Here is a 26160-nt window from a genome sequence, read left to right on the forward strand (position 1 = left end):
CGCGCCCGCACCACCGCTGTCAGGCCTTACGGAGCCAGAACCGGAGCCCGCTCGTCTCGTCCGTGAAGGTCCGGGCAGCCGGCCAGGTCGGCTCGCCGGCGGCGTACCCGGTGGCCAGCACCTCGTCGGCGACCAGGTCGCGGTGCTCGCTCAGGGCGAGCGCGGTGTCCTCGTCGCCGGCCACGAAGCGCAGCTCGATCCGGTCGGTCACCTCGAATCCGCTGGCCTTGCGTGCCTCCTGGATCTGGCGGATCGCGTCCCGGGCCAGGCCGGCCCGGCGCAGCTCCGGGGTCAGGTGCAGATCCAGCGCCACGGTCGCGCCGGCGTCCGAGGCCACGGCCCAGCCCTCGCGCGGCGTCTCGGTGATGACGACCTCGTCGGGGCCGAGCGTGACCGGCTCGCCGTCGACCTCGACGGTCGCCGTACCCGCCGTGCGCAGGGCGGTCGCGAGCGCGGCGGCGTCGGCCCCCGCGATGGCCCGGGCGACCTGCTGCACGCGCTTGCCGAACCGCCTGCCGAGGGTACGGAAGTTGGCCTTCGCCGTGGTGTCCACGACCGTACCCGCGACCGGGGCGAGCCCGCCGACGTTCAGCTCCGCGGCGATCTCCGCGAGCAGCTCCCCGGGCAGGTCGGCGAAGCCGGCCGCCGAGACCAGGGCCCGGGCGAGCGGCTGGCGCACCTTCATCCCCGACTCGGCTCGCGCCGCCCGGCCCAGTTCGACCAGCTGGCGGGCGAGCACCAACTGGGCGGACAACGTGGGATCGCGCAACGACTCGTCGGCATCCGGGAACGCCGCCAGGTGCACCGACTGCGGCGCCTGCGGGTCGACGGCCACGATCAGGTCCTGCCAGACGCGCTCGGTGATGAACGGGGTGATCGGCGCCATCAGCAACGTCACGGTGCGCAGCGCTTCGTGCAGGGTGGCCAGGGCGGCCGGATCGCCGCGCCAGAACCGCCGCCGGCTGCGCCGCACGTACCAGTTCGACAGGTCGTCGACGAACCCGGCGAGCAGCTTGCCGGTCTCGTGCGTGTCGAACGCCGCCATCGCCGCGTCGACCTTGCCCACCAGGTCGGTCAGCTCGGACAACACCCAGCGGTCGAGCACCGGCCGGTCGGCCGGCGCCGGGTCCGCCGCCGACGGCGACCAGCCCGCGGTACGGCCGTACAGCGCCTGGAAGGCGACGGTGTTCCAGTACGTCAGCAGCGTCTTGCGGACGACCTCCTGGAGCGCGGCGTGCCCGACCCGGCGGGCCGACCACGGCGAGCCGACGGCCGCCATGAACCAGCGCACCGCGTCCGCGCCGTGGGTGTCCATCAGCGGGATCGGCTCGAGGATGTTGCCGAGGTGCTTGGACATCTTGCGGCCGTCCTCGGCGAGGATGTGCCCCAGGCAGACCACGTTCTCGTACGGGGAGCGGTCGAACACGAGCGTGCCGACGGCCATCAGGGTGTAGAACCAGCCGCGGGTCTGGTCGATCGCCTCGGAGATGAACTGCGCCGGGAAGCGCCGCTCGAACAGCTCCCGGTTCCGGTAGGGGTACCCGAACTGGGCGAACGGCATCGAGCCGGAGTCGTACCAGGCGTCGATGACCTCGGGTACCCGGCTGGCGGTCAACGCGCACGAGGGGCAGCCGAAGGTCACGTCGTCGATGAACGGCCGGTGCGGGTCCAGCGCCGACAGGTCGCGCCCGGCCAGGTCACCGAGCTCGGCCAGCGAGCCGACGCAGGTCAGGTGACCGTCGGGGCAGCGCCAGATGGGCAGCGGCGTCCCCCAGTAGCGGTTGCGGGACAGCGCCCAGTCGACGTTGTTGCTCAGCCAGTCACCGTACCGACCGTGCTTGACCGTCTCCGGCTGCCAGTTGGTCTTCTCGTTCTCGCGCAGCAGCGCGTCCCGGACCGCGGTGGTCCGCACGTACCAGGACGGCTGCGCGTAGTAGATGAGCGCGGTGTGGCAGCGCCAGCAGTGCGGATACTGGTGCTCGTACGGCGCGTGGCGGAAGAGCAGGCCGGCCCTGGTCAGCTCCTCGACCAGCGGCTCGTTCGCCGCCCGGAAGAACAGGCCGCCGACCAGCGGCACGTCCGGCTCGAAGGTGCCGTCCCGGCGGACCGGGTTGACCATCGGCAACCCGTACGCCCGGCAGCTGGCCAGGTCGTCCGCGCCGAACGCGGGGGACTGGTGGACCAGGCCGGTGCCGCTGTCGGTGGTGACGTAGGAGGCCAGGATCACGATGTGCGCGTCCGGCACCTCGACCAGGTCGAACGGCGGGCGGTACGTCCAGCGCTCCAGCTCCTTGCCGGTGAACGACTCGCCGGTCGTGGTCCAGCCCGCGCCCAGCACCGATGCCGCCAGCGGCTCGGCGATCACCACCTGCTCGTCGCCGTCGGTGGCCACCACGTAGGTGACCTCCGGGTTGACCGCGACGGCGGTGTTCGACACCAGCGTCCACGGCGTCGTGGTCCAGACCAGCAGCGACGCGCGCCCGGCGAGCGGGCCGGAGGTGAGCGGGCACCGGACGTAGACGGCGGGGTCGACGTCCGTCTCATAGCCCTGGGCCAGCTCGTGGTCGGAGAGCGTGGTCTGATCCCGCGGGCACCAGGGGGCGACCCGGAAGTCCTCGACGAGCAGGCCCCGGTCGAAGATCTGCTTGAGCGACCACCAGACGGACTCGATGTAGTCCCGGTCCATCGTCCGGTACGCGTCGTCCATGTCGACCCAGTAGCCCATGCGCTCGGTCAGCTCGGCGAACGCGTCGGTGTGCCGGGTCACCGACTCCCGGCACCGGGCGTTGAACTCGGCGATGCCGTACTCCTCGATGTCCTGCTTGCCGCTGAACCCGAGTTCCTTCTCGACGGCCAGTTCCACCGGCAGGCCGTGGCAGTCCCAGCCGGCCTTGCGGGCGACGTGGTAGCCCTTCATCGTCCGGTAGCGCGGGAAGGCGTCCTTGAAGACGCGCGCCTCGATGTGGTGGGCGCCGGGCATGCCGTTCGCGGTCGGGGGCCCCTCGTAGAACACCCACTCCGGCCGGCCCCGGGACTGTTCCAGGCTGCGCGCGAAGACGTCGTTCGCCCGCCAGAAGCGCAGGATCTCGTGATCGAGCGCGGGCAGGTCGACCTGAGCCGCCACTGAGCGGTACATGGAATCCTCCGTCGGACATCGGAACTGCCGCCAACGGAGGGACGAGGCACGAGACCCCGCGGTACCACCCTCCTTGACCGCGACGCGCCGTCCCGGCCCACTCGAGGTGCTGCGGTCGGTTCTACTCGGCCTCGGCGGCCTTTCCTCCGACGGCTCCGGGGTGATCTTCCCGTCGCGCACACCCCCGGGCTTCCACCGTCCCCGGGTCGCTCCTGGCTGCGTGCGTCGGTACTCGTCCCCATCTGCGCCTTGCGCCGGGCATACTACCCGAGCCGTACGCCCCGACCGCAACGCTGGTTGCTGTCGGGTCAGCCCCGACCGCGCACCAGCGGCAGGAACACCTCGTCCACGATCTCGACCAGCACCTGGTCGGGGACCGACGGGTTGCCACGCACCGCGTACTCGGCGCGCAGCACCATCACGGGCGTCGTCGCCACCCGGTGATGGACGGCCGCGGCCGGCGCCTCGCCCCGGGCCGCGGCCCGTTCGAGCATCCCGAGCCAGACGCGGTCCATGGAATCGGCGCCGGACCGTTCGCGCATGAGGGTGAGGAGTTCCGGTTCGTCGGCCGCGGCGGCGAGCAGGTCACGCAGGACCGCCCCGTGCGGCGACGACCATGTCGCGTTGATCTGCCGCAGCATCTCCAGGGCGTCGCCGCGCAGGCTGCCCGTGTCGGGGTTCGGCAGGGCGGCGTCGGACAGGTGGCGGTACGCCGCGATGCCCAGCGCCGCGCGATGCGGCCACCGCCGGTAGATGGCGTTCTTGTTGGTGCCGGCGCGGGCGGCGACCCGGTCCATCGTCATCCCCGCGTAGCCGGACTCGCGCAGTTCCTCCGCCGCGGCCCGCAGGATCGCCTGTTCCAGCTCCTCGCCCCGACGTCGCCTGCCGCTCATGGGTTGTAGGGTACGCGCCGTACGTTATAGGGTACGGCTCGTACCCTAAGGAGGGCGGGAGCTTCCGATGCGCGTCTTCGGCATGAACTACGACACCGGCTTCGTGAGTGCCGGGTCCACCACCCACGAGCCGTTCGACCCCGACACCGTGCGCAGCGACCTGCGGGTCATCCGCGACGAACTGCACTGCGACGCGGTCCGGATCACCGGCGGCATCCAGGACCGGCTGGAGCTGACCGCCCGGGCGGCCGCCGAGGCGGGGCTCCAGGTGTGGTACTGCCCGTTCACCAACGGCCTGGACCGCGACGGGCTCATGGCGTTCCTGCTCGACGGCGCCGAGCGCGCCGAGCGGCTACGCCGTGCCGGCGCCGCCGTCGTCTACCTCACCGGCTCCGAGATCGCCATGTTCACCGACGGTTTCCTGCCCGGCCGGGACCTGGCCGAGCGGATGGCGCTGTTCACCGACCCCATGCGGCTGCGGGAGGCGGTCCCGGCCGCCCGGGCCGCGGTGCGCGACTTCCTCGCCGACGCGCTACCCGAGGTGCGGGACCGCTTCGGCGGCCCGGTCGGCTACGCCTCGATCCCGCTGGAGGACGTCGACTGGGCCGGATTCGACATCATCGCCAGCGACGCCGGCTACCGCGACGCCACCAACGCCGCGGCCTTCCCGCAGAGCCTGGCTGCCGCGGTGAGGCAGGGCAAGCCGTACGCCGCGACCGAATTCGGCTGCTGCACGTTCCGGGGCGCGGCCGACGTCGCGGGCCGCACCGAACCGGTGACCTACGACGAGCACGGCCGCGCGGCGACGCTCACCGCCGAGCTGGAACGCGACGAGGAAGGCCAGGCCCGCTACCTCGTCGACCTGCTGCGCGACTACGAGGCCGGCGGGGTGGACGCGGCATTCGTGTACACGTTCGCCAACCGGCACCTGCCGACCACCGGCGACCCGGAACACGACTACGACCTGGCATCCCGGGGCATCGTACGGGTGCTGCCCGACGGCTCGTGGACACCCAAGGCGGCCTTCCACGCCCTCGCCGAGTACGGCCGCGCCCGCGCGCTCAGCCGGTCCGCCGGATAGCGCCCGCCGGAGCGCCTATCCGCCGGCGGGCACCGACCGCGGCGCGCTCAGTCCACCCGGGTTGCCGCTGCGGTCCACCCCGGACACGCAGTAGGTCAGCGGGCGGTCACGGGGCGCGGCAGGGTCGGTCCAGCCGGCCCCCCGGGTGGTGCCGACGAGCCGGGCGGCGTCGCCGTCCACCCGGTACACGGCGAAGCTCGTCGCGCCGCCCCCGCGCCAGCTCAGCTCCACGCCGCCGGCGGTACGCCGGGCGCCGGTGAGCGCCGGCGCCTCCGGCGGGGCAGACGGCAGCCGGGCCATCGGGGGCAGCAGCGCCGGTTCGGCGTAGTGCGCCCGGCGGTAGCGGGTGACCGCGCCGAGCTTGTCCGCGCGTACCTGCCGGGCGCTGAAGTGCACGCTGCCGCTCACCCCGTACCGCCGGTTGAGGGCGAGCTGGCGGTCCAGTTCGGCCGGGTCGCGCCACGCGCCGCGCTCGCCCACCCGGTAGTCGGCCTGGCCGATCCAGAGCTGCACACCGGTGCCCTTGACCGTCGCCGCCCACCAGGGCAGCAGCTTCGCGTAGTCGGCCCGGTCGAAGCCGATGTGCCAGTAGAGCTGCGGCACGATGTAGTCCAGCCACCGCTGGCGTACCCAGAGCCGGGTGTCGGCGTAGATGTCGTCGTAGCTCTGCAGGCCCCGGCTGGCCGAGCCGGCCGGGTCGGTGCGCTGGTTGCGCCAGATGCCGAACGGGCTGATGCCGAACTTCACCCACGGCTTCATCGCCTTGATCCGCTCGCTCATCTCCCGGACCAACGTGTTGACGTTGTCCCGGCGCCAGGCGTGTTTGTCGGTGAACCGCCCGCCGTACCGGGCGAACGCCGCGTTGTCCGGGAAGTCCTGCCCCTGCTCCGGGTACGGGTAGAAGAAGTCGTCGAAGTGCACCCCGTCGACGTCGTACCGCTGGACCGCCTCCAGCATCGCGTCCTCCACGAACCGGCGCGCCTCCGGCACCCCCGGGTTGAAGTAGAGGCGGCTGCCGGGCCGGTCGGCGCTGGGGTACGTGACCACCCACTCCGGGTGCCGGCGCAGCGGATGGTTCGGCGCGAGCCGGTCGAGCCGAGGGCCGGGGCCGCCCACGGTGGCCGGCTGCCCGCCCCGGTACGGGTTGAACCAGGCGTGGAACTCCAGGTTCCGGGCGTGTGCCTCGGCGACCATGAACTCCATCGGGTCCCAGCCCGGGTCGCGGCCGTCCCGGCGGCCGGTCAGCCACTCCGACCACGGCGCGTACGCCGACGGCCACAGCGCGTCCCCGCTGGGTCGCACGTGCACGAACACCGCGTTGTGGTGCTGCCGCACCGCCAGGTCCAGCCAGCCGCGGAACTCCGCCCGCGCCTGCTCCGCCGGCAGCCCGCGCCGGCTCGGCCAGTCGATGTTGTTCACCGTCGTGATCCACATCCCGCGTACCTCACGGGTCGCCCGGGCCGGCCGGCCGGCGCAGTCAGTACCGCCGGCGGCGAGGGCGGCCGCGTCGCGGGAGGCGGGCGGCCCGCCATCGCGGGCGGCCAGGTCCCGCACCGACCAGGCGCCGACCCCGGCCACCAGGGCGAGCGCCGCGACCACGGCGAGCCACGCCCGGACGCGGCGACGGCGGACGGGACGGACGGGCGGATCGACGGCGGACATCGCCCTAGTCTGCCCAGTACGGCCGGCGCGGGCACAACCGGTCCTGGCCGGCGGCGGCGTGGGGGAGCAGCGCGGGACGAGTCCCCAGCCTGATCGCCGCCGCGGATCTCGGGTGCGGGTGCGGCGGCGGTCTGCGTAGAGTGTCGCGGCATCGGCGTGTAGCTCAGCGAGGAGAGCACCGGGCTCGGGTCCCGGAGGGCGCGGGGGCGGGGCCCGCCACGCCGGCATGAGCGACAACGACATCCGGGCCGGCGGCGGCTTTCCGCTGGCTCAGCTGGGGCGCGCCCTGACGACCGCCGGGACGCACGAGGACCCGGCCACCCGGCAGCGGGCGGAGCTGCGGATCGGGCGCTGGCGGCAGGTGGTGGCCGGCATGGCCGCGGGACGGCTGGACATCGGTTCGCGTACCCCCGTCAAGGGCCTGCCCGCCTGGGTGACGCCGGAGGTGCTGCACGGCGGGTTCGCGACCGGGGAGCCGGCGGCGGGCGGCCCGCTGCGCCCCGACGAGGCCGACCAGGCGCGGCGGCTGGGCCTGCCGGCCGAGCGCCGGGCGCTGTTCTGGTCCTGGTTGACCGACGCGGGCCTGGCCGAGCTGAGCGCGTTGCTCGACAGCGGCCGCTACCGGGTGGCGTACGCGGAGGAGGCGGCGCTGCCGGCGGTGGCGTGGCTGCTGCGTGCCGGCGACCGCGACGGCGCCCTGGCCGTGCTGGACGAGATCGCGCCGTTCGCCGACCGGCTGCGGTTCACGCCGGCCCCGGCCGACCAGCACGCCGGCGACCCGGACGTGGTCTACCGGCAGACGGCCGGCGAGGTGCGCCGGTCCCTGGAGCAGCGGCAGCCGAACGCGCGGATCGAGACGATGCGTGAGGCGCTGACGGTGTGGAATCCCTTCGCCGACGACCTGCTGGCGCTGTGGTGCGAGACCCGCGACGGTGACCGGGTCGGCGCGGTCACGCCGGACGGCTGGCTGCCGCGGGCCGGACAGCTGCTGGCCCGCTACCGGCGCCTCGCCGCCGAGCATCCGCGCTGCGGCAAGCATCGCAACCGGAAGAGCAACATCGGCGTGCTGCGGAGCGCGCTGGAGCGGCGCGTGGCCGGCGCGGAGCTGACGCCGCGCGAGCGTGGCCTGGTGCAAAGCGTCGTCGACGCGATGCTGCGCAAGCGCGGCCGCCCGGGCAGTCCCGAGCACGCGGCGCGCCGCGAGCAGCAGGCCCGCGAGGCGGCGCTGCCCCGCCACCATCAGCTCGCGCGGCTGGTCGCCGTCCGGCTGGCCGCCCTGCCGCAGGACACCGGCATCGCCGACGTCGAGACCGTGCTGCGCCCGGTCGACGCCGGCGAGGCCCGGTCGGCGGGTGCGGTGGCGGGCTGGCCGGTGCCCCACCCGGTCGCGCGGATGGTGTCGCGTGCCGCCGCCGGCACCCTGGAGCAGCTGATCGACCGTGGCGTCATCGCCTCGGCGGAGGAGCTGGCCCGGCTCACCCCGCGGCTCGCGGCGGCGACCGCGGCCTCGGCATACCCGGACCCGGCCCTGCGCGTCCTGATGGACGCCACCTACCGCGCCTTCCGGGATCGCCGCTCCCTGTTGCTGCTGAACCTGGAGCATCAGGTACGCCTGGCCGAGCTGCCCTGGGTCCGGGCGGTCGCTTCCGCCCGGTTGGATACCAGCGACACCCGCGACCGGGCGACGCGCACCCTGGTCCGGCTGGCCTCCGCGGCGGTCCGCGGGTTCCCGGCCACGGTGCTGCCCAACCCGCTCGTCGGTGAGCTGGCGGCGCTGTCGAAGCAGGCGAACCGGCAGCTGCCGTGGGTCGAGGAGCTCGCGGCGGACATCTTCATGGGCACGTTCTCGGCGAAGTTCCTCCAGGCGGCCACCCTCGCCGGCGGGTGGCTCGCGGACAGCCCGTACGCGCGGTACTACGACATCGACTACCCGGCCATCGCCGCGATCGACGACGCCGGCAGCCGGCTGATCGGGCGGCCCCGGACCTCGGACGCCTTCGACCGGCTGTGCCGTGGTCGGGCCGGCACCTCCGGCAAGCGGCTGTGGTCGAGCGTCGCCGCCAACGGGATGATCATCGAGCAGGCGCAGATCCTGACCACCCACAACCTGGCCACCATCGTCGAGCTGGGTGTCGACCTGCCCGCGGCGGACCTCGCGGAACGCTGCCTGGACACCGTGCTGCGGTTGACCGAGCGCCTCCGGCACAACCCTCGTCCACTGGGGACCGTCAAGAACATCGCGTACGCGTGGCGGCAGATGCTGTTCTTCCTGTCGCTGTCCGCAGGGAAGGAGCAGACGGCCTTCCCGGCCTTCGCCGAGCAGCAACTGTCCACCCAGCCCGATTTCGTGCGGGCCCGGGCAGCGCCGGCGGTCGCCGGCCTCGCGCACGTCATCAGTGGTGGCACGTTCGACGCGGACGGCCGGGCCGGCGTCGGCCGGCGGCTGCTCGGTTGGTCCACGACGGAGCACTGGCTGCTCGCCCCGGGGCCTCGGGGCTGAGGTTCGGCGCCGCCGAAGGTGATGCGCTGTCCGTCGGTCGCTGCGCTGCGCGTGCTTTCCCGGCCACGCGAGCGGGTAGGGGACGCAGAGGCCGACGGAGGGGGACGACGACCATGACCGACACCTCGACGCAGCAGCAGACGGGGGAGCCGCCCGCCCCGCCGGTGCCCCGGTCGGCCGTGCGGGCCCGCCGCTCGGTGCTGCTGCTCTTCGTCATCATGGGCCTGGCCATCGGCGGCTGGTCCGCCCGCGTGCCGGACGTCCGGCACGCGGTCGGCGTCGGCAACACCGGCTGGGGACTGGCCAACATCGCCACCAACGCGGGGGAGCTGGTCTCCCTGGTCGTGGTCGCGGTGCTGATCAGCCGGATCAACACCCGCCGGCTGGCGTTGGCCGGTGCGGCGCTGATCCTGGTCAACGCGCCGCTGCTGGCCGCGTCCAGCACCATGGTGGCGCTGATCGCCGGGCTCGCCGTGTGGGGCTTCGCGGCCAACCTGCTGGCCACCCCGATGAACGCCCAGTCGGTCGAGGTGCAGAAGCGCTACGGGCGACCGATCCTGTCCACGTTCCACGCCGGGTTCAGCATCGGCATGCTGATCGGCGGCCTCTGCGGCACGGCGGCCGCCGCGGTCGGGCTGTCCCCGTCGGCGCAGATGGCGATCACCAGCGTCCTGCTGGGAGCGTTGCTGGTCGGCACCCACCGCTGGCTGCCGGACACGCCCCGGCAGGAGACGAAGGACGGGGAGGCCCGCCGCCGGCTGCGGGACCGGTTCACCCCGCAACTGCTGCTGCTCGCGGCGATCGCGTTCCTCGCCTCGTTCGTCGAGATGGCCGGCGCGCAGTGGAGCGCGCTGTACGCCACCGAGGTCGCCGGTGCCGCCGCGGTGCTGGCCGCCGCCACCTACACCTGCCTGTCGCTGGCCGCCACCGTCGCCCGGCTGGTCGGTGACCGGCTGGCCGGTCGGGTCGGGCGGGTCCGCTTCGTCCGGCTGTCCGCGCTGGTCGCCACCGTCGGTGTGGCGCTGCCGGTGGCGTACCCCCAGCCGGCCGCGGTCATGGCCGGCTTCGGGCTGCTCGGCTTCGGCCTGGCCTGCGTGACGCCGACGGTGCTCGGCTTCGCCGGCGACCAGCCCGGCCTGACCTCCGGCGAGGGGGTCTCCGTGGTGGCGATGGGCCAGTGGCCGGGGGCGTTGCTCGCGGCGCCGGTGATCGGGCTGCTCGCCGGTGCGCTGGACCTGCGCACCGCGTTCGTGGTGGTGGCGGTGCTGGCGCTGGTGATCGTGGCGTTGATCGGCCGGGTCCGGGCGGCGGCGCTGCCGAGCGAGGCGGCACAACCCTAGGACACGGGCGGCCGGTCGGGCGGCTCCGGCAGCCGTTCCATCCGGTTCCACCCCGACCAGCCGCGCTCGCGCATCAGCGCCCGCAGCCGATCCGTGCGTGGGTCGTGCTCGGCGGCCAGCGCGTCCAGCAGGTCCGGCAGGTCGTCCAGCGGCTCCTCCTCGGCGACCATGTCCCCCGAGCGGTACGCCTGCTCGGCCAGGGCGACCATGATGTCGGCCGCCTCCACCAACAGATCCTCCTGGGTCGTGTCGCTGTCGAAGATCTCGGACAGTACCCGGTAGAGCCGGACCACCTGCGGGTCCTCGAGCTGCGCCAGCTTCACCGGCATCCACTCGACGACCCGGTCGGGCCGGCGTGCCGCGACCAGGATCCACCCGTCCCGTTCGGCCGCCACCATCCGCTTCGACGCCCCGACCTCCCGGAGCCGGTCGAGGTACGCGGCCACCTCCGGGGGCAGCGCCAGGCCGTTCCCGGCGGTGAGCTGCGCGATCTGCGTGCGGCTGGCCTGCAACCGGTCGATCTCGTCGCGCAGCTGCCGGTCGATCCGCCGCACCGCCTCGGCGAAGGTGGCCGCGTCGGCCTCGAGCATCCGGCTGATCTGCGCCAGCGGCACGCCGGCGTCGGCGAGGGTGCGGATCTTGATGAGGGACACGACCGCCGTCGCGCCGTACCGCCGGTAGCCCGAGGAGTCCCGTTCCGGCTCGGGCAGCAGCCCGATCTGGTGGTAGTGCCGCACCGCGCGCACGGTGACCCCGGCGTACGAGGCCAGTTGCCCGATCGTCAGCATGCGGTAGATCCTGCCCTCACTCGTCCGGGCCGGTCAGGAAATTTTGCGCCGATAGGCGAGCACGGCGAGCGTGTAGCCGACGACCAGGATGCCGGCGCACCAGGCCAGGGCGGTCCAGATGTCGGCGCCGACCGGCTGCTGGGCGAAGAGCGCCCGGATCCCGTTGACGATCGCGGTGACCGGCTGGTGCTCGGCGAACGCGCGCACCGGGCCGGGCATGGACTCGGTGGGTACGAAGGCCGAACTGACGAACGGCAGGAAGATGAGCGGGTAACCGAAGGCGCTCGCCCCGTCGAGGGACTTCGCGGTCAGCCCGGGGATCACGGCGAGCCAGGTCAGCGCCAGGGTGAACAGGACCATCACGCCGGCCACCGCGAGCCACCCCAGCACGCTCGCCCCGGTGCGGAAACCCATGACGAGAGCGACGCCGACGACGACCACGAGCGAGATCAGGTTGGCCACCAGCGAGGTCAGCACGTGCGCCCACAGCAGGGACGAGCGGGCGATCGGCATGGACTGGAAGCGGTCGAAGATGCCGCCCTGGATGTCCAGGAAGAGCCGGTAGGCGGTGTAGGAGATGCCGGACGCGACCGTCATGATCAGGATTCCGGGCAGCAGGTAGTTCACGTACGAGTCGGAGCCGGTCTGGATCGCGCCGCCGAAGACGTAGACGAAGAGCAGCAGGAAGGCGATCGGCATGATCGCGGTGGTGATGATGGTGTCCGGGCTGCGGGCGATGTGGCGCAGCGAACGGCCCAGCAGGACGGCGGTGTCGCCGAGGAAGTGCGTGGTCATCGGTTTTCCTTGTCGGTCCGGGCGCCGACGACGCTGAGGAAGACGTCCTCCAGGGTCGGCTGCTTTTCGACGTACTCGACCCGGGCGGGCGGGAGGAGCTGCTTGAGTTCCGCGAGGGTGCCGTTCACGATGATCCGGCCCTGGTGCAGGACGGCGATCCGGTCGGCGAGCTGCTCCGCCTCCTCGAGGTACTGCGTGGTGAGCAGCACCGTGGTGCCGCCCGCGGCCAGTTCCCGGACGGCCTGCCACACCTCGAGGCGCCCCTCCGGGTCCAGCCCGGTCGTCGGCTCGTCGAGGAAGATGACCGGCGGATCGCCGATGAGGCTCATCGCGATGTCGAGGCGGCGGCGCATGCCACCGGAGTAGGTGGCCACCCGTCGGCCGCCCGCCTCGGCCAGCGAGAAGCGCCGCAGCAGGTCGTCCGCGATCGGGCCCGGGTCCTTGAGGTGCCGGAGCCGGGCGACCAGGACGAGGTTCTCCCGCCCGGTGAGGATGGCGTCGACCGCCGCGAACTGGCCGGTGAGACTGATGGAGCGGCGTACGTCGCCGGCCTGGGTGGCCACGTCGAACCCGGCGACCCGGGCGGTCCCCGCGTCGGCCTTGAGCAGCGTGGACAGAATCCGCACCATCGTGGTCTTGCCCGCCCCGTTGGAGCCGAGCAGGGCGAAGATGCTGCCCCGCGCGACGTCGATGTCCACGCCGCGCAGCACCGTCAGATCCTTGAACGATTTCTCCAGGCCGCGTACCTGGATGGCCGGCTCGTGGGCCGGATGTGTTGCCGGAACGCTCATGCCAGCCAGCATGGAGGGTTGACGTAGCGTCAAGGTCAAGCCGCGGTGCGGGCCGGATTCGTCGGGGTGCCGCCGGTCGGGCCGGTCAGGGCCGGTAGCGGTAGCCCATGCCCGGTTCGGTGATCAGGTGTCGGGGGCGGGCGGGGTCGTCCTCGAGCTTGCGCCGCAGCTGGGCCATGTACTGGCGCAGGTAGTTCGTCTCCTGCTGGTATTCCGGGCCCCACACGTCGTGCAGGAGCTGCCGCTGGCTGATCAGCTTGCCGGGGTGGCGCAGCAGCTTGTCGAGCATCGCCCACTGGGTGGGGGTGAGTCGCACCTCGACGCCGTCGTCGCGGGTGACGGTGCGGTCGGCGAGGTTGATCGTGTGCCGACCCACCCGGGCGGTGGGCGTCGCAGCGGCCCCGGTGCCGTCGGCCGGTGTCGCGGTCAGCCGGCGGGTGACCGCGCGGATGCGGGCGAGCAGTTCGTCGACGCCGAAGGGCTTGGTGACGTAGTCGTCGGCGCCGGCGTCGAGGGCGGCCACCTTGTCCTCGCTGCCGGCCCGGCCGGAGAGCACGATGATCGGCACGGTGGTCCACCCGCGCAGGCCGCTGATGACGTCGACGCCGTCGATGTCGGGCAGGCCCAGGTCGAGCACCACCAGGTCCGGCGGATGGCTGGCGGCGGCCCTGAGCGCCGCCGTGCCGGTGTCGGCGACCTGGACGTCGTAGCCGCGGGCGCGCAGGTTGATCCGCAGGGCGCGCAGGATCTGCGGTTCGTCGTCGACGACCAGGATGCGGATCATTCCGGCGGCCCTTCCGCGCTCGTCGGTGCGGCAGCGGGCAGTCGGAGCACCATGGTGAGGCCGCCGCCGGGGGTGGTCTCGGGGGTGATGCTGCCACCCATCGCCTCGGCGAGGCCGCGGGACAGCGCCAGTCCGAGGCCGACGCCGGTGGTGTTGTCCCGGTCGCCGAGCCGCTGGAACGGCAGGAAGACGTGCTCCCACTGGTCCTCGGGGATGCCGGGGCCGGTGTCGATGACCCGCAGCTCGACCTGCCCGGCGTGCGCGCTGGCGGTGATGGTGGGCGGCCGGTCGGGTGGGCTGTGGCGCAGCGCGTTGGCGACGATGTTGACCAGGACCCGCTCGACCAGGCCCGGGTCGGCGTGCGCGGCGGGCAGGTCGGCCGGGATGTCGGTGGTGACGTCGGTGGCGGGCGGGCCCAGCTCGTCCAGGGCGCGGGGCACGACGTCCTCCATGCCGACGGGCACGGCGGTGACGCCGAGCGCCCCGGCCTGGAGCCGGCTCATGTCGAGCAGGTTCGCGACGAGGCGGCCGAGCCGGTCGAGGGACTCGTCGGCGGTGGCCAGCAGTTCTGCCTGGTCGTCGGAATCGAAGTCGATGTCGGGGCTGCGCAGGCTGGACACCGCGGCCTTGGCGGAGGCCAGCGGCGTACGCAGGTCGTGGCTGACCGCGGCGAGCAGTGCGGTGCGCATCCGGTCGGCCTCGGCCAGCGGCCGGGCGGTGGCCGCCTCCTCGGCGAGGCGTTCCTGGCGCAGCGCGAGGGCGGCCTGCGCGGCGAACGCCTCGACCACCCGGCGGTCGGCGGCCTCCAGCCGCCGCCCGGACAGCACGACAGTGAGCCGGTCGTCCACCGGTACGGCGGTCTCGCCCGCGCTGGGGCTGCCGGGTGGCGCGTCGCCGACGCCGGCCACCACCCGCCACGCGCTCTCCTCGCGAGCCCGGGTGGGGCGGCCCTCGGCCCCGGCGGTCAGCTCGAGCACGCTGACCGCGCGCAGCCCGAAGGTCTCCCGGAGCTGGTCCAGCAGCGCGGGCAGCGGCCGTTCCCCGCGGAGCACGCCGCCGGCCACGGTGGCGAGGGTCTGCGCGTCGGCGGACGCCCGTGCCGCCTCGCGGGTACGCCGGGCGGCCACGTCGACCACCCAGCTCACCGCGACGGCCACGCCGACGAAGACGCCGAGGGCGAGCAGGTTGTCCGCCTCGGCGATGGTCAGGGTGTGGTACGGCGGGGCGAAGAACCAGTTGAGCAGCAGGGAGCCGCCGAGCGCGGCGACCAGCGCGGGCCACCGGCCACCGACCAGTGCCACCCCCACCACGCCGGCGAGGAAGAGCAGGATGTCGTTGGTCAGCGTGAGGTCCGGCAGGACCTGCAGCAGCGACGTGAGCAGCGGCAGGCCCAGCCCGGCGAGCGCGAACCCGAGCAGCCGGCGCCGGCGCGACAGCGCCGCCGGCACCCCGGCCGCCCGCCGGCCCCGGCCCGCCTGGGGATGGGTGACCAGGTGTACGTCGATGGCGCCGGACAGCGCCGTGGTGGTGACCCCGACGCCGCGGGAGAACACCTGGGCGAAGCGACCGCGCCGGCTGGCGCCCAGTACGAGCTGGGTGGCGTTCACGCCGCGGGCGAACTCCAGCAGCGCGGCCGGGATGTCGGTGCCGAGCACCTGGTGGTAGGTGCCGCCCAGGCTCTCGGTGAGGACCCGCTGGCGGGCGAGCTGGGCGGGGTCGGCGCCGGCCAGGCCGTCGCTGCGGGCCACGTGCACGGCGAGCAGGTCGGCGCCCTTGCTGCGGGCGGCGATCCGGGCCGCCCGGCGGACGAGGGTTTCGCCCTCGGGGCCGCCGGTGAGCGCCACGACGACCCGCTCCCGGGCCTCCCAGGTGGCGGAGATGCCCTGCTGGGCCCGGTACCGGTCGAGCTGCTCGTCGACCTTGTCGGCCAGCCAGAGCAGCGCCAACTCGCGCAGCGCGGTGAGGTTGCCGACCCGGAAGTAGTTGCCCAGCGCCGCGTCGATCTTGTCGGGGCGGTAGATGTTGCCGTGCGCCATCCGCCGCCGCAGCGCCTCCGGGGTCATGTCGACCAGTTCCACCTGCTCGGCGGCGCGTACGACCTCGTCGGGCACGGTCTCCCGCTGGGTGGTGCCGGTGATCTGGGCGACCACGTCGTTGATCGACTCGAGGTGCTGGACGTTGACTGTCGACAGCACGCTAATCCCGGCGTCGAGGAGTTCCTGCACGTCGCGCCAGCGCTTGTCGTGCCGGCAACCTGGCACGTTGGTGTGCGCCAGCTCGTCGACCACCGCGACCTCGGGGCGGCGGGCGAGCAGCGCGTCGAGGTCCAGCTCGGTGAACTCGGCGCCCCGGTAGGTGATCGTGCGGCGGGGCACCTGCTCCAGGTCGCCGATCATGGCCGCGGTGTGCGGGCGGCCGTGCGTCTCGACCAGCCCGATCACCACGTCGGTGCCGCGCTCGGCGCGGCGCTGTGCCTCCTCCAGCATGGCGTAGGTCTTGCCCACGCCCGGGGCGGCGCCCAGATAGATGCGCAGTTCTCCGCGGGACACGCAGCCGATCCTTCCTGGTCACGGGGCCACTGGCGAGGCGGTCCGGCACACCGCCTCACCCGGCGGCGACCCGCCCGCCGGGCCGGGCCGGCACGACGGCCGGCCCGACCCGGGCACGGGGGTCAGCGGGCGGGGAACCGCTCGTCGAGGGCGAGGTTGAGGGCCAGCACGTTGACCGCCGGCTCGCCCAGGAAGCCCAGCGACCGGCCCGAGGTGTGCTGCTCGACCAGGCGACGGATCGCCGTCGGGTCCGCGCCCCGCTCCCGCGCCACCCGGGCCACCTGGATCTCGGCGTACGCCGGGCTGATGTGCGGGTCGAGGCCGCTGCCGCTGGCGGTGACTGCATCGGCGGGTACCGCCGGCTCGGCGGGGGCGTCGCCGCGGATCGGGGTGACGATCCCGCCGGCGGCCACGTAGTCGACGCCCGGCTCCGCCGGCACCACCGGCACGCCCCGGTAGGTGCTCAGGAACGGCGTGGCCGGGGCGGCCTGGTTGACGCTGACCACCCGGGTGATCCGGCCGGTGAGCCCGTCGGCGCGGAACACCGCGAGCACCGCGCCGACGCCGTCCGCCGTGCAGTACGGGCGCCGCCCGTCGACCCCGTCGAGCTCACCGACGGCCCTGCTGCGCGCGCAGACCTGGGTGAGCAGGCTCGGCGTCGACTGCGCCGGGTCGGTGGCGATGGTGTCGACGACGCTTTCCGGGCCGAGGTTGCTGGCGGCTGTGGCGGTGGGGTCATAGCCGTCCCCGGCCGCCGAGGGGCGGGACTGGAAGTAGCGCGGGACGGGGTGGCCGTCGGCGTCGGTGAACGCCTGGCCGATCAGCGCGCTGCCGACCGGCGTGCCTCCGGCGCGGACGAGCGACCCGTCGGCCCGGTTGGCCAGGCCGGGGAGCCGGCCGACGGCGACCAGGGCGAGCGGGTACGCCAGGCCGAGCAGGACGGTGAAGACCAGCAGCGCGCGCAGGGCGGCGAGGTGGTGGGCGAGCCAGGTGGGTAGGCGCATCACGAGATCCCCGGAATGAACTGGATGAGCAGGTCGATGAGCTTGATGCCGAGGAACGGCACGATGATGCCACCGAGGCCGTAGATCAGCAGGTTGTGGCTGAGCAGCGTCGCGGCGGCTGCCGGCCGGTACCGCACGCCCCGCAGGGCCAGCGGGATCAGCGCCACGATGACCAGCGCGTTGAAGATCACCGCGCTGAGGATCGCCGACTCGGGGCTGGCCAGCCGCATGACGTTCAGCGTGTCCAGACTCGGGTAGAGGCCGGCGAACATGGCCGGGATGATCGCGAAGTACTTCGCGATGTCGTTGGCGATGCTGAACGTCGTCAACGCGCCCCGGGTGATCAGCAACTGCTTGCCGATCTCCACGATCTCGATGAGCTTGGTGGGGTCGGAGTCGAGGTCGACCATGTTGCCGGCCTCCTTCGCGGCCGACGTGCCGGTGTTCATGGCCACGCCCACGTCGGCCTGGGCGAGCGCCGGCGCGTCGTTGGTGCCGTCGCCGGTCATGGCGACCAGCCGGCCGCCCTCCTGCTCCTTCTTGATCAGGGCGAGCTTGTCCTCCGGCGTGGCCTCGGCGAGGAAGTCGTCCACGCCGGCCTCGTCGGCGATGGCCTTCGCGGTACGCGGGTTGTCGCCGGTGATCATCACGGTGCGGATGCCCATCCGGCGCATCTCGTCGAACCGCTCCCGCATCCCGGCCTTCACCACGTCCTTGAGGTGGATGACCCCGAGCGCGCGGGCCGGCTGGCCCGCGACGTGCTCGGCCACCACGAGTGGCGTGCCGCCGGTGCCGCTGATCGCGTCCACGATCTCCCCGACCTGGGCGGTGGGATGCCCGCCGTTGTCGCGTACCCACGTCATCACCGCCGCCGCGGCACCCTTGCGGACCCGGCGGGCCGGGCCGGCAGCGGGGGTGAGGTCGACGCCGCTCATCCGGGTCTGCGCGGTGAACGGCACGAACGTGGCGTGCGGGATCAGGCCCGGCTCCCGCTCCCGCAGGCCGAACTCGTTCTTGGCCAGCACCACCACCGAGCGGCCCTCGGGCGTCTCGTCGGCGAGGCTGGACAACTGTGCGGCGTCGGCCACCTCGGCGGCGGTGACCGCCGCCACCGGCAGGAACTCGGCGGCCTGCCGGTTGCCCAGGGTGATGGTGCCGGTCTTGTCGAGCAGCAGCGTGGTGACGTCGCCCGCCGCCTCGACCGCGCGGCCGCTCATCGCCAGGACGTTGCGCTGCACGAGCCGGTCCATGCCGGCGATGCCGATCGCCGACAGCAGCGCCCCGATGGTGGTGGGGATGAGGCAGACCAGGAGCGCGACCAGCACCACCCCGGTGACCCCGGTGCCGGTGATCGCCCCGGAGTCCGGCGCGGCGGCCTGGTAGCCCTTCGAGAAGATCGCCAGCGGCTGCAGCGAGACCACCGCGAGCAGGAAGATGATCGTGAGCGCGGCGAGCAGGATGTTCAGCGCGATCTCGTTCGGGGTCTTCTGCCGGTTCGCCCCCTCGACCAGGGCGATCATGCGGTCGATGAAGCTTTCGCCCGGCTTCTGCGTGATCCGTACGATGATCCGGTCGGAGAGGACGCGGGTGCCGCCGGTGACCGCGCTGCGGTCGCCGCCGGACTCCCGGATCACCGGGGCGGACTCGCCGGTGATGGCCGACTCGTCGACGCTGGCGATCCCCTCCACCACGTCGCCGTCACCGGGGATGATGGTCCCGGCCTCGACCAGCACGATGTCGCCGGGGCGCAGCTGCGGCGCCGGGACGGCCTCGTCCCGGTAGGCGTTCGGGGCGGCGCCGGGCGTCCAGCCGACCAGCCGGGTGGCGACGGTGTCCTTCTTGGCCTGCCGCAGGGTGGCCGCCTGCGCCTTGCCCCGGCCCTCGGCGACCGCCTCGGCGAGGTTGGCGAAGAGCACGGTCAGCCAGAGCCAGATCCCGATCACGATCGCGAACACCGACGGGTCGGCGATGGCGAGGACGGCGGTGAAGGCGGCGCCGATCTCGACGATCAGCATCACCGGGTTGCGCCAGAGGGTGCGCGGGTCGAGCTTGCGCAGCGCGTCCGGCAGGGAGCGGACCAACTGCCGGGGGTCGAGCAGGCCACCACCGGCCCGGTCGCCCTGGGTGGCCGGCGTGCCGGCGGTCGCCGCGTCGGCGGTGCCGTGCGGTGCCGGCGTGGACGGGGTCATGTCCTTCTCTCTCATGGTGGTCACAGCCCTTCGGCCAGCGGGCCGAGCGCGAGGGCGGGCAGGAAGGTCAGCGCCACGAGGACCACCGTGACGCCGACGACCATGCCGACGAAGAGCGGCCGGTGGGTCGGCAGGGTGCCCTCCGAGGCGGGCGCGGGCGCCTGGCGGGCCAGCGACCCGGCCAGGGCAAGAACGAAGATGATCGGGAGGAACCGGCCGAGCAGCATGCACAACCCCAGCGCGGTGTCCCACCAGGTGGTGTTCACGGTGATGCCGGCGAAGGCGGAGCCGTTGTTGTTGCTCGCCGAGGTGAACGCGTAGAGCACCTCGGACAGACCGTGCGGGCCGACGTTGAGCGCTGTCGAGTTGTTGCCGCTGGCGAACGCCGCCGCCGTGCCGACCAGGACCAGCGCCGGGGTGATCAGGAAGTACAGCGAGGCGAACCTGATCTCGCGGGAGCCGATCTTCTTGCCCAGGTACTCCGGGGTGCGGCCGACCATCAGACCGGCCACGAAGACGGTGATCACCGCCAGGATCAGCAGGCCGTAGAGGCCGGAGCCGACGCCGCCGGGCGCGACCTCGCCGAGCATCATGTTGAGCATGGTCATCATGCCGCCGAGCGAGGTGAACGAGTCGTGGAACGAGTTCACCGCGCCGGTGGAGGTGAGCGTCGTGGCCGCGGCGAAGGTCGCCGAGTTGGACACGTCGAAGCGCACCTCCTTGCCCTCCATCGCGGCGCCGACCGCCTGCGGCACCGTGCCGTGCCCGGCCAGCTCGAAGACGTTGGTGAGGGCGACGCTGGCCAGCGCGAGGATGGCCATCACGGCCGCGATTGCGTACCCCTGCCGGTTCTGCCCGACCATCCGACCGAAGACCCGGGGCAGGCTGAACGGGATCACCAGGATCAGGAAGATCTCCAGCCAGTTCGTCCACGAGGTGGGGTTCTCGAACGGATGGGCGCTGTTGACGTTGTAGAAGCCACCGCCGTTGGTGCCCAGCTCCTTGATGACCTCCTGGCTGGCCACCGGGCCGCCGGTGATCGTCTGCGTGCCGCCGGTCAGCGTGCTCACCTCGGTGCCGCCGGACAGGTTCTGCACCGCACCGCCGATCATCAGGGCCAGCCCGCCCAGCACCGCGACCGGCAGCAGGATCCGCAGGACGATGCGGGTCAGGTCGACCCAGAAGTTGCCCAGCTCGCCGGTGCGACTGCGGGCGAAACCGCGGACCAGCGCCACCGCGACCGCGATACCGACGGCGGCGGAGACGAAGTTCTGCACCGCGAGGCCGGCCATCTGCACCAGGTGGCCCATGGTCGACTCACCGGAGTACGACTGCCAGTTGGTGTTGGTCACGAACGAGACCGCGGTGTTCCACGCGCCGTGCGGCGGCACCGCGGGCAAGCCCAGCGACAACCACAGGTGCTGCTGCACCCGCTGGAAGGCGTAGAGGAACAGGATCGAGACGGCGGAGAAGGCCAGCACGCTGCGGGCGTACACGCCCCAGGACTGCTCGGCGACCGGGTTGACCCCGACCAGGCGGTATAGGCCCCGCTCCAGCCGGGACGGCCGGGTGCCCGACACCGCGCGGAACAGGTGGTCGCCGAACGGCCTGTGGACCGCGACCAGGGCCCCGATCAGCGACAGGACGAAGATGACGCCGGCTGTTGTCGTGGTCATCAGAAGCGCTCCGGGAACAGCAGGGCGGCGACCAGGAACACACCGAGGCCGACCGCCAGCACCAGGCCCACGGCGTTGACGGCGTTCACCGCTTCTCCACCGCCCGCACCACCACGGCGAGCGCTGCGAACAGCGCCACCGTCAAGACCACGAACACCACGTCAGACACGGCTGACTCCCCTTACCGGCAATGAGTTCGTCACGGCCGCCAACCGGCCGCGCCGGGCAATCAAAGCCCCGGGGCGACCGGCCGGACAGGGGCGTTAACGCAACCATCACGCCGGCCGGCGGATTCTTGACGCGGTTTTGACGCCGGCCCGTCGAGCACGTGAAACGGGTCACCGGCGGTGCGGGCGAGCGGCGCGGCAGGGCGTCGGCCCGGGCGGATGCCCGACATGAGCCACCTCGATGATCCCGGGCAGGCCCGGCGCCGGTACGGGTGGGTCCGCCGGAGGCGGGCGGGCCGGTCGGGGCGCCGGTCGGGCCCGCCGGGGCAGGTCGAGGCGCCCGGCCGGGTGTGGGTCGGACTGGCCGGGCGAGGTGCGGAAGGTGGGACCCTATGCCTGGGCGTCGAGGTCGCGCACGGCGTAGCGGAGGTGCTCCCACTCCTCGTCGAAGATCACGTAAAGGCAGTGCCGGACCGGCTCCTCGTGCTCCGGCGACCAGGCGGTCGGCCGGGGCTCGGCGAGCAGTTCCGGCGTGACGTCGCGGAGGAAGTCCCGGACCATGGCCTGCCGCCCGGCCCGCAGCTCGAGCACCTCGGCGAAGCTCGGCTGCGCGGTGGCGAAGACGGACATGTCGAAGCCGTCCGTCTCGTACTCGGCGTGCGGCTGCCCGAGCGGATGGAAGGGCTGCGGCCGGCGCAGGATCGCCTTGCCGAGCCAGGCGTCGGTGGCGAACGCGAGGTGGCGCAGGGTCTGCGCGAATGACCACTCGCCGTCGACCGAGACGTCGACGGCGCCCTCGGGCATGGCCACGGCCCGCTCGACCACGGCCGCCCAGGCGTGTTCGAGCTTTGCCCACGCCGTGCGCAGGCCCTCGGGATCCGGGGCGTGCCGCAGCTCCCGTCCCGGAAACCGCCGGTTGAGTTCGGCCTCGACGAGCGGTACGACGTCGACGGAGTTGACCACCAGCGGACCGTCCGTCAGCCAGGGCGCGTCGATGTCGAGCCCGCGCACGTCGACGCCGCGCATCACCGCGCCGGCCAGGGTCGAGCTGCGGAAGCGCGCGCCCTGTAGGTCCCGGTCCACGAAGCTCGTGCTGTCGCCCTGGGCCACGGCGCTCTCCCTCCGGTCCGCGATCGCGTCCGTCGGCGATCGCGGCGATGCTAGCCGGCGGGTCCGACAGGAACGCTCGGACGCCGACGGCCGGTGCCGCCGGCGTCGACCCGGACGCGGTGATCGACCCAGCTCGCTGTGCCTGTTCCTCGGTCGTGAACTGGGGCAATCTACGATCTCCTGGTGAGCCTCGGCCTGGACCTGCACCTCGACCTGTCACCCGTCCGGCCCGGGCGGTCGTTGGAGGCGGCGCTGCGCGCCGCCATCCTCGACGGCCGGCTCGGCCCGGACACCCGGTTGCCCGCGGCCCGGACGCTCGCCGCCGACCTCGGCATCAGCCGCAACACGGTGGCCGACGTGTACGCGCAGCTCGCCGCCGAGGGCTGGCTCGAATCGCGGGTCGGCGCGGGCACCTGGGTCTCCGGCCAGACCCCGTCGTACGTCCAGGCGGGGCTGCGCCAACGGACGGTCCGGCGGCGCTGGGTCGACCTGCGGGGCGGGATACCGGACACCGCCGGGTTCGCCCGCCGGGAGTGGGCGTCCGCGGCACGCCAGGCGGCCCTGGACGTCACCACCGCCGAGCTCGGCTACCCCGACCCGGCCGGCACCACGCGGCTGCGCGCCGCGCTGACGTCGTACCTGGCCCGCACCCGGGGCGTCGCGGTCGAGCGGGAACGGGTCATGGTCGGCCAGGGCTTCGGGGAGCTGCTCGTGCTGCTGTGCCGGGCCCTGCGCCAGCGTGGCGCGACCCGGATCGCCGTGGAGGAGTACGGCCACGACACCCACCGCCGGCTGATCGCCGGGACCGGCATGACGCCCGTACCGCTGCCGGTCGACGACGACGGCGCCGACGTCCAGCTCCTGGCGCAGCTCGACGTGTCGGCGGTGCTGCTCACGCCCGCCCACCAGTTCCCGGTCGGCGTGCCGCTGGCCGCCGACCGGCGCCGCTGGCTCGTCGGCTGGGCGGAGCGGCACGACGCCGTCGTCATCGAGGACGACTACGACGGCGAGTTCCGCTACGACCGGCGGGCGATCGGCGCGCTCCAGTCCCTGGCGCCCGAGCGGGTCGCGTACCTGGGCACCGCCAGCAAGGCGGTGGCGCCGGCCGTCGGCCTGGCGTGGGGAGTGCTGCCCAGCTGGCTGCTGCCCGACGTGCTGGAGCAGCGGGCGCTCTCCGGGGGGCAGCCGGCGGCGCTGCACCAACTGGCGCTCGCCAGGTTCGTCGAGGCACACGACTACGACCGCACCGTGCGGCGGCTGCGCGCCACCTACCGGTCGCGTCGCCGGCGGCTGGAGGAGGTGGTCGCGGATCAGCTTCCCGGTTGCGAGGTGACCGGTCTCGCTGCCGGCCTCCAATGCCTGCTCACGCTGCCCGCCGGGAGGACCGAGGAGATGGTGGAGCAGGAAGCCGCCGCGCGCGGGCTGTGGCTGGAGGGCCTGGGCTCCTTCCACTTCGGACCGGAGCGGAAGCCGGCCGGGCCGGCCCTGGTGATCGGGTACGGCGGCCCGACCCCGGGACAGTACGAGACGGCGCTCGAACTGCTGGTGGCGAGCATCCGGGGCGGTGCCCGACCGCCAGCAGATTGACCCAGGACTCAGTCGCCGGATTGCCCCAGCAACCTGGTGCGATCGAGCCCTAGCGTGCTGGGCATGACAGCGACTGACTACGTACCGATCCCGGCGCGTCTCGATTTCGACGCTCTCGTGCCCGCCTTCGCCCGCGCCGTGAACGACCTCGACGAGGCCGCCACGGCCGAGCTCGACCGGGCCGGCATCGACCCGGCGCTGCGCGAGCTGGTGCGGCTGCGCGCGTCCCAGCTCAACGGCTGCGCCTACTGCGTCGACATGCACGCCCGCGCCGCCCGCCGGGCCGGCGTCACGCCGCAACGGGTGGACGCCGTCGCCATCTGGTCCGACTCCAACCTGTTCACCGCCGCCGAGCGGGCCGCCCTCCACTTCGCCGAGGACGTCACCCTGCTCGCCAGCACGAAGGTGCCGGCGTCGACCATCGAAGCCCTCGCCAAGGCGTACGGGGAGGAGGGCGCCGCGGCGCTCCTCACCCTGGTCATCGCGATCAACACCTGGAACACGATCGGGGTGACCACCCGCTGCTGGCCGACCGCCATCCGCCGGCACGACTGACGGGGGCCCGAACCAGCGGTACGACCGGGACCCCCGGGTCCGCCGGGATGGCGTCAGCCGAGCCCGCGGTCCCGTTCCATGCCACGGAGGCGCACATGAATCACCTGGACGCGGCGGTGCTGGTGGTCGGCACCGCCGCCGCGCTGGACCTCCTGGTCACGCTGGCGCTGATCCGTCCGGTCGCTCCCGGCGTTCAGCGAGATGGACGCGGGTGGCCGGGTGCGCCGGGTGGCCCATCGCGCTCGGCGCCGGACGGCCGGTGACGGCGCGCCGCAGGGCTGCTCAACTCGCCGTCGGATGGCAAGCTCCTGTCTCGTGATCGATGACTTCGCTGCGGACCATCCGCGCGGCCCGCTCAGGACGACGGGTCGGGCGCTGGTCGGGAAGCCGGCCGGGGGCGCCCCGAGACACGCGGATCCGGTGGAGGTCGGCCGGTGAGGGCGGTCATCGTCGCGGCCGCGGTCGCGTTCCTCATCTCGCTGGTCGCCACGCCGGTGGCGGTCCGCGTCTTCACCGCGCTCAAGGCCGGCCAGCCGATCCGATCCATCGGGCTCGCCAGCAACCAGGGCAAGACAGGCACGCCCACGATGGGCGGTGTCGTCTTCATCGTGGCGACCGTCTTCGCCTACGTCGCCGGGCATCTCGCCCTGAGCACCCTGCCCGAACGGCAGATCGCGCAGGAGGGGCCGACCATGACGGCCCTGGTGCTGCTCGGGCTGTTCGTCTTCTGCGGCGCGGTGGGCTTCTTCGACGACTTCCTCAAGGTGCGCCGGCGCAACTCCGACGGACTCTCCGCCCGGGGCAAGCTGCTCGGCCAGGCGATCGTCGGCGGCGGGTTCGCCGTCGCCGCGCTCTACGTGCCGAGCACCAACGGCCAGACCGTGGCCAGCGAGCACATCTCGCTCATCCGCGACATCAGCTGGCTGGACGTCGGCAAGGTCGGTGCGGTCATGGGCTTCGTCTTCGTGATCATGGCGATGTCGAACGGCGTGAACCTCACCGACGGCCTCGACGGTCTGGCCACCGGCGCCTCGATCCTGGTGTTCGGCGCGTACGCGCTGATCGGCTTCTGGCAGTACCGGCACTGGTGCGCCGACGACGCGTACGCCCGGGTGAACGACTACTGCTACCAGGTCCGGGATCCCCTGGAGATCGCCATGATCGCGGCGGCGGCCGCCGGCGCCTGCGTGGGCTTCCTGTGGTGGAACGCCTCCCCGGCGCGGATCTTCATGGGTGACGTGGGCTCGCTGGGGCTCGGTGGCCTGATTGGCGGGCTCGCCGTGGCGACCCGCACCACGCTGCTTTCCATCCTGATCGGCGGGCTCTTCGTCATCATCACGACGACCTGGGTGATCCAGATCGTCTCGTACCGGACCACCGGTAGGCGGGTCTTCCGGATGGTGCCGTTGCACCACCACTTCGAGTTGGGCGGCTGGAGCGAGGTCAACATCGTGGTCCGGTTCTGGATCGTCGCCGGCGTCGGCGTGGCGGTCGGCCTGGGCCTGTTCTACTCGGATTTCCTGGCGGCCGTCGGATAGCAGCCGCACCGGCCG

The 26160-nt window shown here is 73.2% G+C and carries 20 protein-coding genes; 7 read left to right on the forward strand and 13 right to left on the reverse strand.

Features of this window, described 5'->3' with window-relative positions:
* Nucleotides 1-19: 19 nt before the first annotated feature.
* Both ileS and LQ51_RS21075 read right to left on the reverse strand, forming a co-directional pair.
* The gene (ileS, locus tag LQ51_RS21070; protein ID WP_046568277.1) at nt 20-3136 is read right to left on the reverse strand and encodes an isoleucine--tRNA ligase; all 3117 of its coding nucleotides are present in this window, start codon (nt 3134-3136) and stop codon (nt 20-22) included.
* A 308-nt stretch (nt 3137-3444) separates the two neighbouring features.
* Nucleotides 3445-4029, reverse strand: a complete 585-nt coding sequence (locus tag LQ51_RS21075; RefSeq protein WP_046568278.1) for a TetR/AcrR family transcriptional regulator — start codon at nt 4027-4029, stop codon at nt 3445-3447.
* 67 nt (nt 4030-4096) lie between these two features.
* Between LQ51_RS21075 and LQ51_RS21080 the strand changes: the two genes are divergently transcribed.
* The gene (locus LQ51_RS21080) at nt 4097-5110 is read left to right on the forward strand and encodes a hypothetical protein (protein WP_046568279.1); all 1014 of its coding nucleotides are present in this window, start codon (nt 4097-4099) and stop codon (nt 5108-5110) included.
* Nucleotides 5111-5125: 15 nt separating this feature from the next.
* On the opposite strand, the gene LQ51_RS21085 is transcribed toward LQ51_RS21080, so the two are convergent.
* A complete protein-coding gene (locus LQ51_RS21085; RefSeq protein WP_046568280.1) occupies nt 5126-6772 on the reverse strand; it encodes a glycoside hydrolase family 10-like protein in 1647 nt (548 codons plus the stop codon).
* A gap of 226 nt (nt 6773-6998) precedes the next feature.
* Here LQ51_RS21085 and LQ51_RS21095 point away from each other — a divergent pair, with 226 nt between their 5' ends.
* On the forward strand, nt 6999-9272 hold the full coding sequence (locus LQ51_RS21095; RefSeq protein WP_046568369.1) for a hypothetical protein: 2274 nt from the start codon (nt 6999-7001) through the stop codon (nt 9270-9272).
* A 113-nt stretch (nt 9273-9385) separates the two neighbouring features.
* Complete coding sequence (locus tag LQ51_RS21100; protein ID WP_046568281.1) at nt 9386-10612, forward strand: MFS transporter; 1227 nt, start codon at nt 9386-9388, stop codon at nt 10610-10612.
* On the opposite strand, the gene LQ51_RS21105 is transcribed toward LQ51_RS21100, so the two are convergent.
* From LQ51_RS21105 to LQ51_RS21150, 10 genes are all read right to left on the reverse strand, one after another.
* Nucleotides 10609-11400 carry a MerR family transcriptional regulator gene (locus LQ51_RS21105; RefSeq protein ID WP_046568282.1) on the reverse strand — a complete coding sequence of 264 codons (792 nt, stop codon included), beginning with the start codon at nt 11398-11400 and terminating at the stop codon, nt 10609-10611. The genes LQ51_RS21100 and LQ51_RS21105 overlap by 4 nt on opposite strands.
* A gap of 33 nt (nt 11401-11433) precedes the next feature.
* The gene (locus tag LQ51_RS21110) at nt 11434-12195 is read right to left on the reverse strand and encodes an ABC transporter permease (RefSeq protein ID WP_046568284.1); all 762 of its coding nucleotides are present in this window, start codon (nt 12193-12195) and stop codon (nt 11434-11436) included.
* Entirely contained in the window at nt 12192-12986 is a 795-nt protein-coding gene (locus tag LQ51_RS21115) for an ABC transporter ATP-binding protein (protein WP_231605820.1), read from the reverse strand. The genes LQ51_RS21110 and LQ51_RS21115 overlap by 4 nt, the downstream gene beginning before the upstream one ends.
* Before the next feature lie 85 nt (nt 12987-13071).
* Entirely contained in the window at nt 13072-13770 is a 699-nt protein-coding gene (locus LQ51_RS21120; RefSeq protein ID WP_046568287.1) for a response regulator, read from the reverse strand.
* Complete coding sequence (locus LQ51_RS21125; RefSeq protein WP_046568290.1) at nt 13767-16319, reverse strand: sensor histidine kinase; 2553 nt, start codon at nt 16317-16319, stop codon at nt 13767-13769. Before LQ51_RS21125 ends, LQ51_RS21120 begins: the two co-directional genes overlap by 4 nt.
* A 122-nt stretch (nt 16320-16441) precedes the next feature.
* Complete coding sequence (locus LQ51_RS21130) at nt 16442-17323, reverse strand: potassium-transporting ATPase subunit C (RefSeq protein WP_046568293.1); 882 nt, start codon at nt 17321-17323, stop codon at nt 16442-16444.
* On the reverse strand, nt 17323-19512 hold the full coding sequence (gene kdpB, locus LQ51_RS21135; RefSeq protein WP_046568298.1) for a potassium-transporting ATPase subunit KdpB: 2190 nt from the start codon (nt 19510-19512) through the stop codon (nt 17323-17325). Before kdpB ends, LQ51_RS21130 begins: the two co-directional genes overlap by 1 nt.
* Nucleotides 19513-19532: 20 nt before the next feature.
* Entirely contained in the window at nt 19533-21188 is a 1656-nt protein-coding gene (kdpA, locus tag LQ51_RS21140) for a potassium-transporting ATPase subunit KdpA (protein WP_046568299.1), read from the reverse strand.
* On the reverse strand, nt 21188-21277 hold the full coding sequence (gene kdpF / locus LQ51_RS21145; RefSeq protein WP_046568301.1) for a K(+)-transporting ATPase subunit F: 90 nt from the start codon (nt 21275-21277) through the stop codon (nt 21188-21190). The genes kdpA and kdpF overlap by 1 nt, the downstream gene beginning before the upstream one ends.
* Nucleotides 21278-21745: 468 nt before the next feature.
* Complete coding sequence (locus LQ51_RS21150) at nt 21746-22465, reverse strand: DinB family protein (protein WP_046568303.1); 720 nt, start codon at nt 22463-22465, stop codon at nt 21746-21748.
* A gap of 183 nt (nt 22466-22648) precedes the next feature.
* On the opposite strand from LQ51_RS21150, the gene LQ51_RS21155 reads away from it, so the two are divergent.
* The 4 genes from LQ51_RS21155 to mraY all read left to right on the forward strand — a co-directional run bounded on the left by LQ51_RS21155 (nt 22649) and on the right by mraY (nt 26145).
* Complete coding sequence (locus tag LQ51_RS21155) at nt 22649-24052, forward strand: MocR-like pyridoxine biosynthesis transcription factor PdxR (protein WP_046568305.1); 1404 nt, start codon at nt 22649-22651, stop codon at nt 24050-24052.
* Between the two features lie 63 nt (nt 24053-24115).
* Entirely contained in the window at nt 24116-24607 is a 492-nt protein-coding gene (locus LQ51_RS21160) for a carboxymuconolactone decarboxylase family protein (RefSeq protein WP_052745021.1), read from the forward strand.
* Nucleotides 24608-24702: 95 nt separating this feature from the next.
* Nucleotides 24703-24870: a hypothetical protein gene (locus tag LQ51_RS21165; RefSeq protein WP_156313191.1), complete on the forward strand. Its 168-nt coding sequence runs from the start codon at nt 24703-24705 to the stop codon at nt 24868-24870.
* Between the two features lie 171 nt (nt 24871-25041).
* Nucleotides 25042-26145 carry a phospho-N-acetylmuramoyl-pentapeptide-transferase gene (gene mraY / locus LQ51_RS21170; RefSeq protein ID WP_046568309.1) on the forward strand — a complete coding sequence of 368 codons (1104 nt, stop codon included), beginning with the start codon at nt 25042-25044 and terminating at the stop codon, nt 26143-26145.
* Nucleotides 26146-26160: the final 15 nt, after the last annotated feature.

The sequence above is a fragment of the Micromonospora sp. HK10 genome, assembly GCF_000982955.1.
Lineage (GTDB): Bacteria > Actinomycetota > Actinomycetes > Mycobacteriales > Micromonosporaceae > Micromonospora.

Bases quoted from the DNA above. Each gene is read 5' to 3' on its own strand.
- LQ51_RS21120 (WP_046568287.1), bottom strand. From the start codon at position 13,770: ATGATCCGCATCCTGGTCGTCGACGACGAACCGCAGATCCTGCGCGCC.
- LQ51_RS21115 (WP_231605820.1), bottom strand. From the start codon at position 12,986: ATGAGCGTTCCGGCAACACATCCGGCCCACGAGCCGGCCATCCAGGTA.
- LQ51_RS21105 (WP_046568282.1), bottom strand. From the start codon at position 11,400: ATGCTGACGATCGGGCAACTGGCCTCGTACGCCGGGGTCACCGTGCGC.
- LQ51_RS21165 (WP_156313191.1), top strand. From the start codon at position 24,703: ATGAATCACCTGGACGCGGCGGTGCTGGTGGTCGGCACCGCCGCCGCG.
- kdpB (WP_046568298.1), bottom strand. From the start codon at position 19,512: ATGACCCCGTCCACGCCGGCACCGCACGGCACCGCCGACGCGGCGACC.
- LQ51_RS21160 (WP_052745021.1), top strand. From the start codon at position 24,116: ATGACAGCGACTGACTACGTACCGATCCCGGCGCGTCTCGATTTCGAC.
- ileS (WP_046568277.1), bottom strand. From the start codon at position 3,136: ATGTACCGCTCAGTGGCGGCTCAGGTCGACCTGCCCGCGCTCGATCAC.
- LQ51_RS21100 (WP_046568281.1), top strand. From the start codon at position 9,386: ATGACCGACACCTCGACGCAGCAGCAGACGGGGGAGCCGCCCGCCCCG.
- LQ51_RS21075 (WP_046568278.1), bottom strand. From the start codon at position 4,029: ATGAGCGGCAGGCGACGTCGGGGCGAGGAGCTGGAACAGGCGATCCTG.
- LQ51_RS21095 (WP_046568369.1), top strand. From the start codon at position 6,999: ATGAGCGACAACGACATCCGGGCCGGCGGCGGCTTTCCGCTGGCTCAG.
- LQ51_RS21085 (WP_046568280.1), bottom strand. From the start codon at position 6,772: ATGTCCGCCGTCGATCCGCCCGTCCGTCCCGTCCGCCGTCGCCGCGTC.
- kdpA (WP_046568299.1), bottom strand. From the start codon at position 21,188: ATGACCACGACAACAGCCGGCGTCATCTTCGTCCTGTCGCTGATCGGG.
- LQ51_RS21130 (WP_046568293.1), bottom strand. From the start codon at position 17,323: ATGCGCCTACCCACCTGGCTCGCCCACCACCTCGCCGCCCTGCGCGCG.
- LQ51_RS21080 (WP_046568279.1), top strand. From the start codon at position 4,097: ATGCGCGTCTTCGGCATGAACTACGACACCGGCTTCGTGAGTGCCGGG.
- LQ51_RS21110 (WP_046568284.1), bottom strand. From the start codon at position 12,195: ATGACCACGCACTTCCTCGGCGACACCGCCGTCCTGCTGGGCCGTTCG.